We start from the raw sequence: 17,949 nt of genomic DNA, 5'->3' as shown, positions 1-17,949 counted from the left end.
CTCTAACCATTAAACCAAAGCTACTTATGAATCGCATTTTTCTTTTCATTTTTCCACTAGTCTTGGGTCTATCTTGGCCGACACCTAGCCCCCAGGAAACCCTCAAACTCTACCTCCCCGACGACCTGGAAGTGACCCTCTGGGCCGAAAGCCCGATGTTTTACAACCCCACCAACATGGACGTTGACCTCAAAGGCCGAATTTGGGTCACTGAGGCAGTCAATTACCGCAACTTCAACAACGATTCTACCCGTTTCCGCCACCACCAAAAGGGAGACAGGGTGATGATACTGGAAGATACCGATCAGGATGGCAAAGCCGATCAGTCCAAAGTTTTTGTTGAAGATCCCGACCTGGTTTCGCCTCTTGGCATAGCCGTAATGGGCAAATACATTCTGGTATCCTGTTCTCCCAATCTGATCCTCTACACCGACGAAAACGGCGACGATAAACCCGACAAAAAAGAAATCCTGCTCACCGGTTTTGGTGGCAAAGACCACGATCATTCCCTGCATTCGGTAGTGGCTGGACCTGATGGCAAGTGGTACTTCAACACGGGCAATGCCGGACCACACCTGGTCAAAGACCGTGCGGGCTGGACCCTTCGCTCTGGCAGCGTTTATACCGGAGGCACCCCTTACAACACTAAAAACGAAGGCAATCAACGCAGCGATGATGGCAAAGTTTGGGTAGGAGGTTTACAATTGTGCATCAATCCAGATGGTACTGGCCTGCGGGTATTGGGGCACGGCTTCCGCAATAGTTATGAAACCTATATTGATAGCTATGGCGACATGTGGCAAAACGACAACGATGATCAAGTGGTTACCTGTCGAGTTTCCTGGCTGATGGAAGGTGGAAATGCCGGATTCTTTAGTGCCGATGGCACCCGCTACTGGTCAGCCGACCAACGGCCCGGGCAGGAAATGTTCACGGCGCATTGGCATCAGGAAGACCCCGGTTTTATGCCCGCTGGCGACAATACTGGCGCAGGCTCTCCGACTGGCGTAGTGGTCAATGAAGGAGATGGACTGGGTGCAAAATACCGGGGCATGTTGCTCAGCGCTGATGCCGGGCGCAATGTCATTTTTGCCTATCAGCCTAAAGGCCAGGGTGCAGGTTTTGATTTGGGCAAGCGGCAAAACCTGCTAAGCTCAGTAGCCCAGGACGATGAAGGCTACGTCTGGAATGACAAACGCCATGACGCCGATCTCAGCAAATGGTTTCGCCCCTCCGATGTGATGATGGGCACGGATGGCGCCATGTATGTGGCCGATTGGTACGACCCCGTAGTGGGTGGTCATCAAATGAAAGACAGCATTGGCTATGGCCGGATTTACCGCATTACCCCTAAAGGCAAAAAACTGAGTGCTCCCAAACTGGACCTACAAACCGCGGAAGGCCAAGTAGCCGCATTCCAAAATCCAGCTCCCAATGTGCGGGCACAAGCGTATCAAGCCTTGCTGCAACAGCGGGCTACCCGTATCCCTGAGTTGATGCCCTTATTGAAAGCGGAGAATCCTTACGTACGGGCGAGGACAATTTTTTTATTGGCAAAAATGTTGCCTGCACCGATCTTGCTGCCGACTATCGAACCCTTGGTGAATGATGCAGATGCCCGTACGGCAGTTGCCAGCTTTCGCGCCCTACGCAATGTTTTGCCTAAAACTGAAATTCTGGCCTTATGCGCCCGTCATGCTCAGTCGGGCAATCCGATGTTGCGTCGGGAAATTGCCATTGCCATCAGAGGTTTTTCACTGGAACAAAAAACAACCATTTTACTCCAACTTATCCGTCAATACGAGGGCCAAAACCCCTGGGAATTGGAAGCACTGGGGGCTGCCATGGAGGCCCACACCCCGGAATTGTGGCCCCAACTTCAGGCCATCACCCCACCATTAAGTGAAACAGTTTGGCGCAAACTCGCCTGGCGTTTGCACCCCGCCGTGGCCGTAAATTCCCTGCAAGTATGGGCGAGTGACGCCAAAGCAAGCCCCGCGGCACGGAGCCAGGCTTTGGTGGGCCTGGCCTATGTTAAAGACCGCAAAGCCGCCGAAGCCATGCTGACCTTGAGCAAGAGTCTTTTGCCTGATGTGGCTGAGCAGGCTAAGTACTGGCTTGCCTTTCGCCAGAGCAACGATTGGGCCAATCTGCTGGACTGGCAAAAAACGGGTCTGGACCTGGCCAAAGAGAAAAAGATGGCGCTGTGGAAAGCCCAACGTGCCAAACTACTCAATACCAATATCGCGGCCTGGGATCGACTCAATACGGCGGAACGAATGGCTAAGGACTCCCTGGGTGGGCAATTTTTGATGGGTATGCTCTTGGAAAACAAATTGCCGGCTGACTTACAAGAGCAGGTGGCCAAGCATATTTTTAGCAACCCCAGCCAAGCTGTACGCATCCAGGCCGGGAATTATTTCAAACGACCAGGAACTGAAAAACTCTGGTCAATTCCCATGATCGCTAAACTAAATGGGAATGCGGCCAATGGCAAAAAGGTATTCCAGAACAGCTGCGCCAATTGCCACCGCGCCGGAAAAACAGGGCTAAACATCGGACCGGACCTGACTTTGATCAAAAAGAAATTTGACCAGGTAAGCCTGTTAGATGCCATTATCAATCCTTCGGGAGCGGTTGTTTTTGGCTACGAAGCTTGGAGTGTAACTACGCAGGACGGGGAATCGGCTTTTGGTTTTATTGTTGCTGATGGCCAAAACCTGGTGATTCGCGACCTGCTGGGGCAACAACATGTTTTCCCTGCCAACAAGGTGTCCAAACGGCAAAAGCAGTCCGGTTCACTGATGCCAGATCCAGTGGCATTGGGCTTGAGTCAGCAGAATTTGGCGGATGTGAGTCGGTTTTTGTTGGAGTTGTAGGTGGGGCTGGGGTGCTGGGTACAATAAAAGGGCTGCGCCCTTTTTTGAGAGATGGCGCCCTTTCAGGGCTGATTCATGACGGTGTAAGAGTGGCTACTTTTTTTGGCTAATGCCAAATTATTTTTAGCTTATTTTTGCTTCAAGAATCAGTCCTACTATCATCCGAGTCGCAATTACCTACAATTTACCAACCAATTTATGTGATATGTCAACATTCTTACGCTTATCTTTTATCCTGAGCATTTTGCTGACCGTGTTTCAGCTCAATGCCCAGGTAGCTGGCGATTTGGCCATCATTGGTTTTAATGCCGATGGCAACGACGATTTGGCCATCATTACCCTGGCTGAAATCCCGGCTGATCGCACCATTTACATCCGCGACGACGAGTGGTCGGGTACTGCCTTTCGCGATGTTATTGAAAGTACTTTGGCCTGGAGTACGGGAAGTGCCGCTATCCCGGCTGGAACAGTGATCGTTTTTTCCGACCTTTCTACAACCATGGCTGCAAGCATTGGCACGATTGTACAAGTAGGAACGGGTAACCGTGGTTTGGCCGCAACCGATGAGGCCATCTTTTTTTACCTCGGCACGGATGCCAATACACCTACTACTTTTTTGCACATGGTCACCAATGGTACCATTGCCACCGCCGCAGGTTCGCTGGATGGTACTGGTTTGATTGCGGGGACAAGTGCACTTTTGCTGAAAGCTGGAGCCGATGTGGCGCAGTACAAAGGGCCACGTTCGGGCTTGGATAAAGCAGGATATTTGGCCGCTATCAACGATCTGAACAATTGGGATTCTCAGGATGCTGGCGGCGACCAATCCAAGGATGGGATCGTTCCCGATTTGCCTTTTAATACCACTGCCTTTGTGATTGGAGCAGCTGGGACGGACACCAACCCTCCAGTAGTTTCTTCAGCGGTTTTGCGCAGTGCCAATACCATTCAGGTTTTGATCAGCGAAGTAGTTACCCGCGCTTCGGCGACTAATTCAGCCAATTACAGCCTTGAACCCAGCCTGGCCATCGGCAATATAGCCTACGATTCGGCAGGGCGCAGTGTCACCCTGACGACCGCCAGCCCATTGAGCAATGGTGTCATTTACCGCTTGAGTGTCAAAGGTTTGGTGGACCTGGCTCCAACTCCGAATACCATGAGCACCACTTTTGTATCCAGCCCTTTGTTGTGGAATGGCTACACGGGTGAAGACCTGGTCATTTCTGAAATCATGTACAATGCCGGAACGGGTACCGATTCCCTTGAGTTCATCGAAATTTACAACCGCAGCAACCAGGCCATTCCAATGGGTGGTTTGCGCCTTTCGCGCAGTGCCAATGGGGTGCTGGGGGTATATACGTTGCCTGCCAAAGGACTGTACATCATTGCTTCGGATTCACTGCGGGCAGGACGTTTTTATGGCAAAAGCTTCCAGCAGTGGGGTACTGGTTTTTTGAACAACAATGGCGCGGCCATCGTTTTGTCCAACTCCGCAGGGGTGGTGCTGGATTCAGTCAATTACGACGACGCAGCCCCCTGGCCAGTCACTCCTGATGGCACTGGTCCCTCCCTGGAACTAAGCAACGCCAACTCCGACAACAATGTGGGTAGCAATTGGCTGGCCTCCCTGACTGAAACGGGTAAGTCTGTCAATAGTGTAGCGATTTTGGCTTCGCCGGGTGTATACAAGTTGACGGTGGGTACCCGCGAAATTGGGCGTCCTGCTCACAGTTTTAAGGTATACCCGAACCCAGCCCGCGAACGTCTTTATTTCAGCAAAGTGCTGAGTGGCAATGTGTACAATGTAATGGGGCAATGGGTGCGGCGTTTCCAAAAAGTAGATCAGGTGGAAGTACATGGTTTTGCCAAGGGTATGTACGTACTACAAGCCGAAAATGGCGAATACATCCGCTTTGTGGTTGAATAACCCTCACAGTCGAAAGCTGATTGCTGCCGGCTCATGGCTGACTGCTGATCGCTTATAAAACACTTCCCGAATTTTGCCGAAAGGTAGGGTTCGGGATTTTTTTTGAAAAAATTTGAACTATGCTGGAACATGTGTCTGGGTTAAAAACACCTTAGGGAAAACACCTAAAACCCATTATCATGAAACCACAATTGTTCCTTTCCTATTTCTGCACTGTTCTGTTTAGTTTGATGTTGCTGCCTTTGATTGCAGCTAATTTGGTACAAAACCCCAATTTTGAAGTTGTTGGCGCCAACGGTGTTCTGGTCAATTTGCCTGGCGCGCCTGCACCATTTGAATCCCCTGCTAAGTCCTGGTTTTTGCACACCAGCAACAACAATGCCCCTTTGAGTTCCCGCATGTTGCCTTCCGATGGGCCAAACGCCCCTCGAATGATCGAAATCCGCTGTGGCGGCAACGAAAGTGGGGTGTTCCAAAAATTCAACCCCAATGGCCACAAAAAAGTAATCGTTACGGCGTATGTGAAAGTGGTCACGGGCCAGGTCCAATTGGGCGTGGGAGTTGATGGTTTTACAAGCCAGGCTGTTTCGGTAGGCCCAACCAATAAGTGGGAAAAACTCAGCTTCGTCACTGACGGCACCAAGCTCAACAACTGGGTATGGGTTTACAACCAAAACCCGAATGGCGGCTTGTTTTTTGTCGACTTTGTGGAGGTTGAACCTACCTGCACGCCCGATATTTTTACCCTCAACAACAGTTTTTCAGAAGTAGGCCCTATCGGCCTTGGAATGAACCACGTAGGTCCAATGCCTGCAGGTGGCGTTCCTTCCGCTGCTAAAGAATGGCGAGCACACAACAACAACGCAGGTGCATTTGTGTACACCGGCTTGATTGGCTCCAATGGCCCCGACGGTGGCCGAATGCTGCTGGTACGTACCCTCGGCAATGAAGGTGGTGTATTCCAGGTATTCAATCCCAATGGAGTGAAAAAAGTAGTGGTTACGGCCTGGGTATACGTGATGAAAGGCCAGGTGCAATTGGGCCTGGGCAAGGATGGTTTTACCAGTCAGGCCGTGATGAGCACCAAGGTAAACCAGTGGGAAAAACTGACCATCGTATCCGACGGCGCTACGCTCAACAACTGGGTGTGGGTGTACAATCAGGACCCGAATGGTGGCGATTTTTACATCGATTTTACGGAGGTGAAGTCGATTTGCCCGCCGGTGTTACTTGGTCAAAATTTCACGGTGAGGGTTAATGGTCAGTGATCACTGAAAACCAAAGCGGCTTTTTTAGCACAGAGAATACACAAATGGACACAGAGGGCACAAAGCAACGCGTTGTCAACGTCTAACTTTGTGCCCTTTGTGCCTCTCTTGGTGTCCTTTGTGCTAAAAAAAATGTCGCTTGTGAAAAATTGTAATCCAACGGCTCTTTTGTACTTAAATCTGATCCTCCGTGTAACATCTTTCCCATTTTTTTCGTAAAATGCCCCTCGTAAAGCCCAATTATGCGCGAGACCCAATTTATTCAGCAGAATAAGGAAAAATGGGGCGAGTTTGAAAACATCCTGGAGGATGAATACAAAGACCCCGACAAACTCAACGACCTGTTTGTACAGATTACGGACGACTTGTCCTATTCGCGTACTTTTTACCCTAATCGGTCGGTGCGGGTCTACCTCAATGGTCTGGCGCAACGGATTTTTCACGACGTTCACAAGAGTCCCACCTCGCCCTGGCGCGCTTTCAAACATTTTTGGACCGAAGAATTGCCGCAGTTGTACTACGAAGCGCGGCGTGACATGTTGATTGCTTTTTTGGTGTTTGTGTTGGCTTTTGGCATTGGAGTACTTTCCTGTGCAATGGACCCGGATTTTCCGGAAATCATTTTGGGGGGAAGCTATGTGGACATGACCGAAACCAACATCAAAAATGGCGACCCCATGGCGGTGTACAAGCAAAAAGGGATGTTCAACATGTCTTTAGGCATCACGCTGAACAACCTGATGGTAGCGCTTTTGACCTTTTTAACCGGGGTGTTTATTGGAGCAGGATCCTTGATTGTGTTGATTTTCAACGGCATTATGGTCGGTGTTTTCCAGTATTTTTTCATCGAACGGGGTTTGTTTTGGGAATCTTTTCTCACCATCTGGATTCATGGCACCATCGAGATATCCTGCATCATTGTAGCTGGAGCAGCGGGCATCACCATGGGGCGAGGCCTGGCCTTCCCGGATACGTATGCACGGGATCGATCCTTCCAACTCTCCGCCCGCAGGGGGATGAAAATGATGATTGGCATCGCACCCCTGATTATTTTGGCAGGCATCATCGAAGGCTATTTGACGCGCAATACCGATGCGCCCCAATTGATTCGGGGCATTTTTATCCTGATTTCCCTGTTTTTTGTGCTGAGTTATTTCTTGTGGTATCCCGCTTTAAAAGCCCGGATTGGCTTTGCTCCGCCACTGCACAGCGCCGATCTAACGCCTGACCTCAACCTAAAAATCAACTATCATAGCATCAAACGCAATGGGGAGATTTTTACGGAAGCGTTTTTGTTTATGCGCAATCACCTGCGATCGGTGTTTTTGTTGATATTTGGCTGCACTGTTTTGTATTGCCTGTTGGTCTTCTCGAGCAGTTCGGCCATCAATGATGAAATTTTTAATTTACCTACCAATTGGTTCGATTTTCTCGACGATTTTGATGCCATAATTTTCAATGAGCACCTGCCCTTGTTGCCTGTTTTTATGGGGCTTTGTGTATTGATCCTGACCACGGGAATCAATCGCCTGATGATTCGCGACAGTGACGCCACCTGGCCAAGTTGGGGAAAACTGGGGATCGATTTGTTGGCTGCAGTGCCAGGAACAGCTGCGTTGTTGCTGCTGTTTTATGCTCCGGGTGGGATCACCTGGCTCATTGGCAGTTTGGCTGTCCCTCTTTCTATCCTATGGATTTTTGTCACTCAACGGGAAGCTAAGGGTAACCCATTTAAAGGTATCCAGCGGGCATTCTCGCTCAGCATGCCGCAGTTCGGCAAGATGTGGGGGCTATCCCTGATTATGATGGTTACCGGAATGTTTTTCCTGGGTTTGATGCATACTGGCGTAGTGGGCTTTTTCTTGGATGTAGTCAATTGGATCGTCAATTTGCCAGCTAAACAAATGGATAAATTTGGCATAGTCTTTTTGATGGGCTTACAGGTTTTTATGACCTTTTTTGTCTTGGCCATGCTCATCATTGGGTTTGGATTATTGTATTACACTTTCTCCAGTATCCAGGATGCGGGGGATTTGTGGAATAAAATTGCGAAGATTGGGAAACAACGGCGGATTCGGGGGCTGGAGCGAGAGTAGGGCTTAATCTCTAACTCTGCGCTTTATGCAAATACCAAGCCTGTTCACAACCTATCTCAACAATCTTTTTGTCAACTGGTATAATAACATAATAAAAATACCTTAAGCACGCGTTTTCTTTTCGACACCAGAAATCGGAAATTGAACCTCTTTTTTCTCTAATTAGTCGACCCTGACGAAGTCAGAATCGACTAATACCTTGCTGTAAATCAAAGGCATAGAATTTGTATATTAAGAATAAAGCGGTATATTTCTATTAAGAATCGTGAGTTTTAGGTCAAAAACTGGGAGAAATGTTAGGACGCTTAGGGCCTGGCAAAGGCGAAATACGACTCGAAACGCTACTCGATATGAATCATGACCTGGTGATTCTATCCAAAGAACTAGACTGGAAATGGCTGGAAGCGGAGCTTTCGCCTTTTTATGCTGACCAAGGTCGTCCCAGCGTTCCGATTCGAAAAATAGCTGGGTTGCTTATCCTCAAGCAATTGTTCAATGAGTCGGATGAATCAGTGATTGCGCGGTGGATCGAGAATCCGTATTGGCAATATTTCACGGGTGAGACCTATTTTCAAAAGCGGAAACCATTCGATCCGACCGATTTTGTACTGTTCCGCAAAAGGGTCGGCGAATCAGGAGTGGAGAAAATCCTGACCTTGAGTGTGAAGGTGCACAAGGGGGAAGAAAAAGCGGAGATGGTCCAAATGGACACCACAGTTCAGGAGAAAAACATCACCTATCCCACTGATCAAAAATTAGCGTCAAAAATTCTGTTTTGGACTCGTCGCATCGCCAAGAGCAGCGAAATTAAGTTGAAGCAAACCTACGACAAGGAAGAAAAGCGGCTGCGCCGTCAGATCACAGTACCCAGTCGGCAGAAAGGTCTTGAACAAAAACGAAGGGCTGCCCTGAAACGATTAAGGACCATTGCAGGGCGCTTAATGCGGGAGGTGGAATCTGAATTACCGGATTCATTACGAGAACATTATGCGCCTTACCTCTCGTTTTTTAAAGATCTACTAAAGCAAAAGCGGAGCGACAAAAACAAGTGCTACTCCATTCATGAACCCCAGGTGAGTTGTATTGCCAAAGGTAAAGCGCATAAAAAGTATGAGTTTGGCTGCAAAGTATCGGTTAGCCGAACAGTAAAAAAAGGGGTAATTGTAGCCATGAAGTGCTTTGAGGGCAATCCCTATGATGGAGATACGATTGAACCTACTCTGGAACAACTGGAACGAATCGTTAAGCCCTTGGGAGGCGAACGGCCCAAAAAGGTCATCTATGATCGAGGAGGAAAAGGTCGGTCCAAAATTGGGGACACACAGGTATTAATCCCTTCAAACGGATCGAGTAAGGTGAGTGCAAAGGAGAAGAAAATACTCCAACAATTATTCCGATCCAGAGCCGCCATCGAACCGACCATTGGCCATCTGAAAAGCGATTTTGGCCTGGAGCGTAACTTCTTGAGCGGAACCCTGGGGGATGCCTTCAATGCTTTGATGGCTGGCGCTGCTTACAACTTCAGAATCCGCCTCAGAGAGATCAGGGCACTTATTTTTTACACCTGGGAGGGCTTGTGCTGCCTCGTTAGATGCTTCGCTACGCCAATTTTGGGCTGGAGATGAAGTTCTTCACAACAGAGCTTCTAAACAAGTCCTATTGGGGAATAGGGTTTCTCAGGGTCGACTAATTAAGCAAATTTCTGATTTGCAAAACGAAAACCAACTGCCTTATCGCGGAATTGATAGAGTCTCTGAATTTTGATGATTGGCCTGTTGACCATTCAGTTGGTGATTATAGATAATTTTTTAAATCATAGGGATTGGGCGTCTACCGACGCATATGCGCTTTGAAATAATGCCCACCCCTCAATTATACAGATATGGATTCTTCAACAAAATCAGTAGTAACCCCAGAAGGGTTCAAAAAATTAGAAAAAGAAATTATTTTCATAGCTTGCCCGGGCGATTTGAAATCCTTAAGAATGGAAATTGAATCAATGCTAAGAGCTGTCATTCACAATCTTGTCCCTAATCAACATATTGACCCATTTTCTTGGGATATTGACACTTTGGAAGAAGGGGTAGACCAAAAGAAATCCTGGCAAAAAAACTTACCCCGTCCAAGTGATAAAAAATGCCTGGGCGTAATAACCCTGATTGGAGAACGTTTAGGTGACCCCCTGGAAAGCAGTTTTGAAGCTGACCAATTTATTGAAGATTTCCAATCCTGGGTAGAGCCTCCTCATCAGTACAAATTGCTTCATCCTTGGCCAGCTGATCCAGAAGAAGAAAGAAATGCCATCGATGCAGGTTGTTTCCCATTAACGGGGACAGTGTTTGAGTTTCTGGATGCTTCCGGTTCACAGGATAGCAAATTGAAATTTACTTTAGTTGCAGACCAAAGTATCAATCCATCTGCAAGGGATAAAGTCAAACTTAATGGCAATCGATTAAGGGTGGAGAATGCCCACCGTGACGATTTTAATGATTGGAAAGAAAAATATGACCGACAGACTATGATGGTCAAAAACTTCATGAGTGCAATTTATCTCAAAAGAAATATTGATCAAAATCCAATCGATGACCCAAATAAAATTGTTGATGACATTAAGAGATGGGTGATTAAAAAGATATTGAATGAGAGCAGTTCCAATATTAATCCTTACAAATTTTTGGAATATTACGATGTGCATGACGCGTACAATTTTTTTGGTAGAAAAAGCCAAATTGAAAGCCTAAGTCAAAAGCTACTTGATTTATTTAAAACAAATGGGGAACCAAATGTAATTCGCCTTACTGGTAGCAGCGGTTCTGGGAAATCTTCTTTTCTTCGCGCTGGGCTATTAGCTCATTTTGATAAACCTAATTTTAGACAAGAATTTCGTACTGTTGTTTTTCGCCCAACTGACTTCCCTAGTTCTCCAGGTAGCTCAATTCCGAAAAATCTCCACCAACAAATTCTTCTTTTTATAGAAAAACAATCTAAAATCCAGTTGTCCAATAGTGAAATAAATGATATATGTGCCATCACTGGCCCATCTTGGGTAAAAAGAGCAATCGAGGTTATTGAAAAAGCACTTCTCAAAGAACAAGGCCAAACCAACCTTAAGCTCATTTTTGGAATAGACCAATTTGAGGAGGTTATTGATTTTCTTTCCAATGAAAATTATGCTGAATATTGGTTGCCTTTAATTGATTTCATAGATGCGGCAAGTCAAAGGGATTCTTTTGCCTTTATTTATACTTTAGAAGATTCGCGAAAAGAAATGTTAAGCCAACTTGTAGCAAAAGAGCTTTTATCTTCCAATTTCGAAAGGCATTTTAACAGAGAGATTGAAGGGTACACCGAAGAATTTTTAGCTGAAATTATTGAGCAACCATTTTCCAGAGCCGGCTATTTCTTAAGTAATGAAGTGATAAATGGCATTAAGGAAAATGTAAAAGAATTAGTTATAAATGAAAGTCGAACTACAGCACAATCCATTTTACCCTTAATTGCTTTAATGTTGTCCAAATTATTTGATCACATTAAGGAGAATTACCAACCCAAAGAGGTGTCAACTACTGAGACTAAAGAAATTCCTTTTAGTTTTAGTTCAGGAACAAATTCCTTCCCAGGAAATGACAAAATCCCGCTGGATAATACCATTAAAGATTTGATTAAATTAGATAAAATCATTGAAACAGAAGCAAAAAAAGCCTGGTCTGAAGTTAAAAAAACGATTGAAGCTGAGTTCAGTGACTTAGATTATTTTCTTCAACCATTGATCGGGCTAAGTGGTATTGATCTTGATCAAATTCAGCTCCATACCTACTCTGATAGGCCTTATATTGCTGAACAGCAGTTAAGCACCAGTTTCGAAAAACATCGCCTTTTAGTTCCTTCTGGTAAAGGATTTAGACTGGTACATGAAGCGGTTATCCGCTTTTGGCCAGAAGCTTTAGGTTGGTTTGAAAAAAGAAAAGGCTATCTTCAAGAAGAACAGCTATTTCGAAAAGAAGCTAGAGAATGGAACCGTCTGGGCAGGCCAACTGAGATTGATACAACAGACCAAATTGATTTTGCAACGGAAGTGCTGAATGCCTATTTTAGAGATTGGCCGGCCTCTAATAAATTATCTCCGGATGATGAGGTATTAAAAGCTTATTGTATGCTGGTTTTTAGCAAAAGTAAAACGCCACTTAAACCCACCTTACATTCAGGCGAACCTAGGGCGCCCCATGTTTGTCTTGCGGCTGCCTACGGAATGGATGAGTTGCTCCAAAAATTTGAGGAGATTGATCCTGCCTCCTTAAATGCAAAAAGTGAAAAAGGAAAAACTCCATTGTTGCAAGCATCCTGGTTTCATGCAAAAACCATTAAATTTTTACTAGACAGAGGAGTGCCTGCCGATCAGTTACCTGATGGGTGGCCCGTAATCGTCACCCCCATTCAAACAGGAAACAAAGAAATTTTTGATCTATTATTGCCATTCACTCCCGATGAAGCCCTAACCGGAAAAAATGGTTATAGTATGCTCCATTATTGCGCTTCGAAAAATCGAATTGAGATGGCTAAGGATCTAATATACGGTAGAAAACTAAACCCAAACAAATCTGATAAGTATGGAATGATACCGATTCATTATGCTGCAATGTATGGAAGTTACGAAATTTTTCAATTCCTTAGGAAAATATCAGATTTCAAAAATAAGGATAATCAAGAATCTACAATCCTTCATTTGGCTGCGGAGAATGGGCACGTCTTCTTGGTTAAAGAAATCATCGGTTATCCTTCCTTTAAGAGTTTGATTAATGCAGTCAATAAAAAGGGTAAAACAGCCCTTCATTTAGCCGCAGAAAATCTACATGCCGATGTAATTCAGGTGCTTGTAAATGAATGTGAATTAAATCAAACGACCCTAAGTGATGATGGTAAAACGCCCCTTCATCTCTTATTGGATCGTGCAATCGATAGCAATGCAGAAAATTGGGATCTGCTTAATAAAACCTTGGATTTCATTCTTTCCAATAAAGACCTTGATCCAAATATTCGTGATTCTTCAAATTATACCCCGCTTGGTTTAGCCGTTAAAAGTGGAAACCTAAGTGTTCAAAGAAAATTATTGCACTGTAAAAACCTGGATGCTTCTTTGCCGATTAAAAGCAAAGGAGAAACTGCAATTTTTGTGAGTTTCAATATCGAAGATTGGGAATCTTTTCGATCTTTTGACCAAAAAGCAAGCCTTTTTGAAGATTCAGCTAAAGATGAAAAAGGCAATAATGTATTTCATTTAACTGCAATCAAAAAAATTCCAAACGATATCATAGATTGGATTCTTTCAGAAGACGAAGGAGATATTAATTTAGAGAATAATGATGGAAAAACCCCTTTAATGATAGCCATTGAAAATAAGAAATGGGACATCGGTAAACAGTTATTGGAAAAAGGAGCTGATCCCATGAAACATGGGAAAAACCGGAAGCCACCTATTTTCCTGGCTTTGGAATTTGACGCTGAAGAAGCATTCCTTACTGAACTAATTAAGGCGAATCCTTCCCAATTTACTTGTACTGATTATTTTGGCTGGACGCTGTTGCATCGTGCGGTAGTTTTTCAAGAAACAGGGTGGATAAGCTGGCTTAAATCTAACCATGTTCTTGAACAGCTATCAACGATGGAAGATAAATTAGGCTGGTTAGCCTTTGATTTAGCCTCTCCGTCCTTTATTGAAGAAATGAAAATGGAGCAAGGAAATCAAGCGGTACAAGAAGTAGTTTCTTGGGACAGTAAACTGAAATGGGTAAATATCAATGTGAGAGAACGGAAAAAATTGATTGAAAAAATTGACCCAATTGATAGTCATTTGAAAATCGATGAAAATACTGAATTTCAAAAGTCTTATTTGCACTTTTATGACCCTAAAGAGATTGAAATAATTCGAATAAAATCAGAAACCTGGACTAAAAAAGGACTCATAATCTATTATCTTTCCAATAAAAAAAATATTTATCGCCTCAAAGGGGATTCACCACCTATTCATGAAGTAAATGCAAAGTTTAATATCAATATACATTCCGGGAATGCATTGGACTATTTGCGTTTTTTTTGCTTCTTTGTGAGAACAGGGGAAGGCCCGTTTTTCATTGCTGAAGGGCCTGATCTTGACGAGATTCCAAAATCGCTAACAATGGAAGAAAAAGAAAATCTAAAAAAACATTTAAGGCCAGCCGTATTAACTGGCCTTAATGAAGCAAATGGTTATTTATACGCTATGGCATCTGTATTTTATTCGAACGCAGTGTTTTATGCGGATTTTAAAATCCACAAATCGGGTTGGATCGAAATGATTGACGATAATCCAATCATCATTGATTTGAGCTCTTCTATTTATGAACCCATTTCTTTGTAATTCCCGGTTAGTTTTTTGAGTTTTTTCAAGTCTTAGAGGTGTGGAGCATGTTCATTACTATTGTGTAAAAATGTTGCGGGAGAAAATGTTTAATCCTCCAAACTCTCCAAAATCACCCCACAAGCCCACTTAATCTCCTCCTCAGAAATAATCAACGGCGGTGCAATCCGGACCGATTCGGTATTGAACAAAAACCAGTCGCTGATCAGTCCATGCTCAATGCAATGGCGAATGGTATGCATCACCGCATCAAAGGAACCTAAATCTACCGCCATCAGCAGTCCAGCGCTGCGTACTTCAAGGATTTTGGGGTGCTGTAGCAATTCGTGAAAGAGGGCTTCCTTGGCTTTTACTTCCGCTATATAAGGTGTATCCAATAATGTCTGCAAATTTGCCAGTGCTGCCGCACAACACACCGGGTGTCCCCCAAAGGTGGTGATGTGACCCAAAATTGGATCATGCGACAAAACCTGCATCAGTTCCCGAGAAGCCACAAAAGCCCCAATCGGCATCCCGCCACCCATACCTTTGGCAAGCAAAAGAATGTCCGGCACAATGCCGTATTGTTCAAAAGCAAAAAGGCTGCCCGTACGGCCAAAACCCACCTGTATTTCATCCAAAATCAACAAGGCTCCAACTTCCGTGCACCGAGCCCGGAGCTTTTGCAGATAGTTGCGGGTCGGCTTGCGCACCCCCCATTCGGCCTGCACCGTTTCAACGATTACTGCGGCAGTTTTTTCCGTGATTTTTTCCAAACAACGCTCACAGCTGAATTCAATGTGGCGAATGCCGGGCAGCAGTGGGTGGTAAGCCTGGGTAAAATCTTTGGGCCACATCAAACTGGCAGCCCCTTGGGTGCTGCCGTGGTAAGCGCGTTTGCAGGCCACAATCTCGGCACGACCCGTGTAGCGTTTGGCCAGTTTCATCGCGCCCTCGGTGGCTTCGGTGCCGGAGTTGACAAAATAGACCGATTCAAGGGGGTAGGGGAGTTGATCGGCCAGGAGTTTGGCGAGTTGCACTTGTGGGTCGAGCACGTATTCCCCGTACACCAGCGTATGCAGGTAGCGATCCAGTTGTTGCTGAATGGCCGCAATTACCCGGGGGTGGCGGTGCCCCAGGTTGCTGACGCTGATGCCAGCAATCAAGTCAAGATAAGCTTTGCCCTGAGGGTCGTAGAGATACATGCCTTCGGCGCGGTCAATCTCCAGCATGAGCGGGCTCGGGCTGGTGGGGGCAAGGTGTTGGAGGAAAAGTTGTCTGGTGTGCATGATGACGTTGGTTGGGGGTTAAGTCTTGAACATGACAAAATTGGTAAAAAACTTACTTGGCGCAATCCCTACTAGCAATTATTTTGTCGAAGCAAAAAAACAGGATTTGGAAGGAATTTTAATCGAAAAAATCCGGTTCTGAGTTTTCTGCATTTGTTACCAAAAAATTAAAGCTCGAAAATGCTTTGCGAAAACAAATTTTTTTTAGTATCATTGAACGCGAACTCAAAAAGGAAAGATTTGTGTATGCGTTTGATAAGATGTTAGTCCCATGAAACAGTTGTTAATGCTAATCAGCATTCTAATCTCAACCGCTCTTTTCTATTTTAACGGACCCGCCTCTTGGTCCGACGAATATGCCGTTCGGGGCATTGACGTATCTCATTACCAGGAAAACATAGATTGGAATAAGGTAGCAAAACAACAAGTGGATTTTGTTTTTGTCAAAGCAACTGAAGGCAACACCCTCAACGATAAATTATTTTGTGACAATTGGGAAGCCATCAAGGCCGAAGGCATGCACCGTGGCGCTTACCATTTTTACCGCGCCAACGTTTCGCCTGAGCAGCAAGCCCTTAATTTCATCCGCAACGTCAAAATGGAAGCAGGCGACTTACCTCCCGTATTGGATGTAGAAACGCTGGATGGTTCTGGAAAAATCCAATTGTTGGCGGGTGTGATCACCTGGTTGTACATGGTGGAGATTGCATACGGAGTAAAACCAGTCATTTATACCAATCAAAAATTCTACAATACTTATCTGGCTGGGCAATTTGACGATTACCCACTCTGGATAGCCCGTTACAACGGAATCCGACAACCAAGCCTTGCGGATGGCCGCAAATGGGAATTCTGGCAACGTCGCGATACTGGCAAGTTGGACGGCATCGCAGGAGCAGTGGACATGAACGTGTTTCAAGGCAGCAAAAAAGACCTTGAAGCGCTGTGTATGCCGGAGATTTCCAGCAGACCTTAATCAATCATCTCATTCCAGTTCTAAATCCTCCAATTCGCCAATTTCTTGCAGATAAGAAAAGGTTCGTTTGGCTTCTTCTTCATCCACCACACTGATGGCTACGCCAACGTGAACCAATACGTAGTCCCCCATTTTTGCATGAGGCGTCATGGACAAATCCACATCTTTAGAAATGCCTCCAAAAGAGACCTTGGCCTGTCGGACGTTTTTATCCAACACGGAAGGCGTAATGGCAGTGATTTTTCCGGGAATTGCTAAGCACATTGTAACAGCATTTTAATGAACAAGTGAATAAGTCCCAACTTGGGTAGGGTTTAGTTTTACTCTGGGCCGAGCCAACAACCATTGATACCAGGACTGCATCCCAGTTCCCGCCGTTGCCGATACCTCGATAAATTCCAAATGGGGGTTGACACGCCGGGCGAAATCCTTTGCGCGTTCCAGGTCAAATTTTACATAGGGCAATAAATCAATCTTGTTGATGAGGCAAAGTTGGGCGGAGTGGAACATATCCGGGTACTTGATTGGTTTGTCATCGCCTTCGGTTACACTGATGATCACAACTCGTGCGGTTTCGCCCAGATCGAACATCGCCGGGCAAACCAGATTTCCTACATTTTCAATCATCACCACGGCATCTTCAGCGGGGCGCAACTCGTGCAAAGCCCGATACACCATGTCGGCATCCAGGTGACAGCCTTGTCCGGTGTTGATTTGTACCACCGGTGCACCCGTGGCTGCGATGCGATCGGCATCCTGAGTCGTTTGTTGGTCGCCTTCAATGACCGCAAAATTCATTTTCTCCCGCAGGTCGTGTAGGGTACGCTCCAACAAAGCCGTTTTTCCCGAACCAGGCGAACTGACGAGGTTGAGTGCCAGGATGTTTTTGGCTTCAAAGTACCCCCGGTTGCGTTGAGCCGATTGGTTGTTCTTGGCCAAAATATCCTGCTCCAAATGAATGGTCTTCTTTTCTCCGGTGCTCACTGCGGCGGTGGCAGGAACACTATGTTGATGTGGGCCATACCATAAAAAATGCCAAAAATGTCCCCAGCTACTCAATTGTTGGTGCTGGTGTTCGGCCCCTATCCGGGTGATACTAACCCCATCTTCGTGTGAACTACAACCACAGGTGGTACACATA

10 protein-coding genes are annotated in these 17,949 nt (G+C 45.7%); 7 read left to right on the top strand and 3 right to left on the bottom strand.

Going from position 1 to position 17,949, the window contains the following annotated elements; translation table 11 throughout:
- The first annotated feature begins 26 nt into the window (after positions 1 to 26).
- The 6 genes from ACO08K_RS10960 to ACO08K_RS10935 all read left to right on the top strand — a co-directional run bounded on the left by ACO08K_RS10960 (position 27) and on the right by ACO08K_RS10935 (position 14,564).
- Positions 27 to 2,879, top strand: coding sequence for a PVC-type heme-binding CxxCH protein (locus ACO08K_RS10960; protein ID WP_421796436.1), 2,853 nt, complete (start codon positions 27 to 29; stop codon positions 2,877 to 2,879).
- A gap of 205 nt (positions 2,880 to 3,084) precedes the next feature.
- Positions 3,085 to 4,806: a lamin tail domain-containing protein gene (locus tag ACO08K_RS10955; protein ID WP_421796435.1), complete on the top strand. Its 1,722-nt coding sequence runs from the start codon at positions 3,085 to 3,087 to the stop codon at positions 4,804 to 4,806.
- 179 nt (positions 4,807 to 4,985) lie between these two features.
- Entirely contained in the window at positions 4,986 to 6,074 is a 1,089-nt protein-coding gene (locus ACO08K_RS10950; protein WP_421796434.1) for a hypothetical protein, read from the top strand.
- Between the two features lie 242 nt (positions 6,075 to 6,316).
- The gene (locus ACO08K_RS10945) at positions 6,317 to 8,170 is read left to right on the top strand and encodes a stage II sporulation protein M (RefSeq protein ID WP_421796433.1); all 1,854 of its coding nucleotides are present in this window, start codon (positions 6,317 to 6,319) and stop codon (positions 8,168 to 8,170) included.
- 293 nt (positions 8,171 to 8,463) lie between these two features.
- The gene (locus ACO08K_RS10940; protein ID WP_421796432.1) at positions 8,464 to 9,795 is read left to right on the top strand and encodes an IS5 family transposase; all 1,332 of its coding nucleotides are present in this window, start codon (positions 8,464 to 8,466) and stop codon (positions 9,793 to 9,795) included.
- Between the two features lie 257 nt (positions 9,796 to 10,052).
- Complete coding sequence (locus ACO08K_RS10935) at positions 10,053 to 14,564, top strand: ankyrin repeat domain-containing protein (protein WP_421796431.1); 4,512 nt, start codon at positions 10,053 to 10,055, stop codon at positions 14,562 to 14,564.
- 89 nt (positions 14,565 to 14,653) lie between these two features.
- Here the strand turns inward: ACO08K_RS10935 and ACO08K_RS10930 are convergent, their stop codons facing one another.
- On the bottom strand, positions 14,654 to 15,832 hold the full coding sequence (locus tag ACO08K_RS10930; protein ID WP_421796430.1) for an aspartate aminotransferase family protein: 1,179 nt from the start codon (positions 15,830 to 15,832) through the stop codon (positions 14,654 to 14,656).
- A gap of 271 nt (positions 15,833 to 16,103) precedes the next feature.
- Between ACO08K_RS10930 and ACO08K_RS10925 the strand changes: the two genes are divergently transcribed.
- Positions 16,104 to 16,808: a glycoside hydrolase family 25 protein gene (locus ACO08K_RS10925; protein ID WP_421796429.1), complete on the top strand. Its 705-nt coding sequence runs from the start codon at positions 16,104 to 16,106 to the stop codon at positions 16,806 to 16,808.
- A gap of 9 nt (positions 16,809 to 16,817) precedes the next feature.
- Here ACO08K_RS10925 and ACO08K_RS10920 read toward each other — a convergent pair whose 3' ends face one another.
- The gene (locus ACO08K_RS10920) at positions 16,818 to 17,072 is read right to left on the bottom strand and encodes a HypC/HybG/HupF family hydrogenase formation chaperone (protein ID WP_421796428.1); all 255 of its coding nucleotides are present in this window, start codon (positions 17,070 to 17,072) and stop codon (positions 16,818 to 16,820) included.
- A gap of 12 nt (positions 17,073 to 17,084) precedes the next feature.
- Positions 17,085 to 17,948 carry a hydrogenase nickel incorporation protein HypB gene (gene hypB, locus ACO08K_RS10915; protein WP_421796427.1) on the bottom strand — a complete coding sequence of 288 codons (864 nt, stop codon included), beginning with the start codon at positions 17,946 to 17,948 and terminating at the stop codon, positions 17,085 to 17,087.
- Position 17,949: the final 1 nt, after the last annotated feature.

Source organism: Haliscomenobacter sp. (assembly GCF_965225875.1).
In the GTDB taxonomy this organism is placed as follows: domain Bacteria; phylum Bacteroidota; class Bacteroidia; order Chitinophagales; family Saprospiraceae; genus Haliscomenobacter.
The sequence above is the reverse complement of the archived record's forward strand: the minus strand, read 5'-3'. Positions and strand labels throughout refer to the sequence as shown.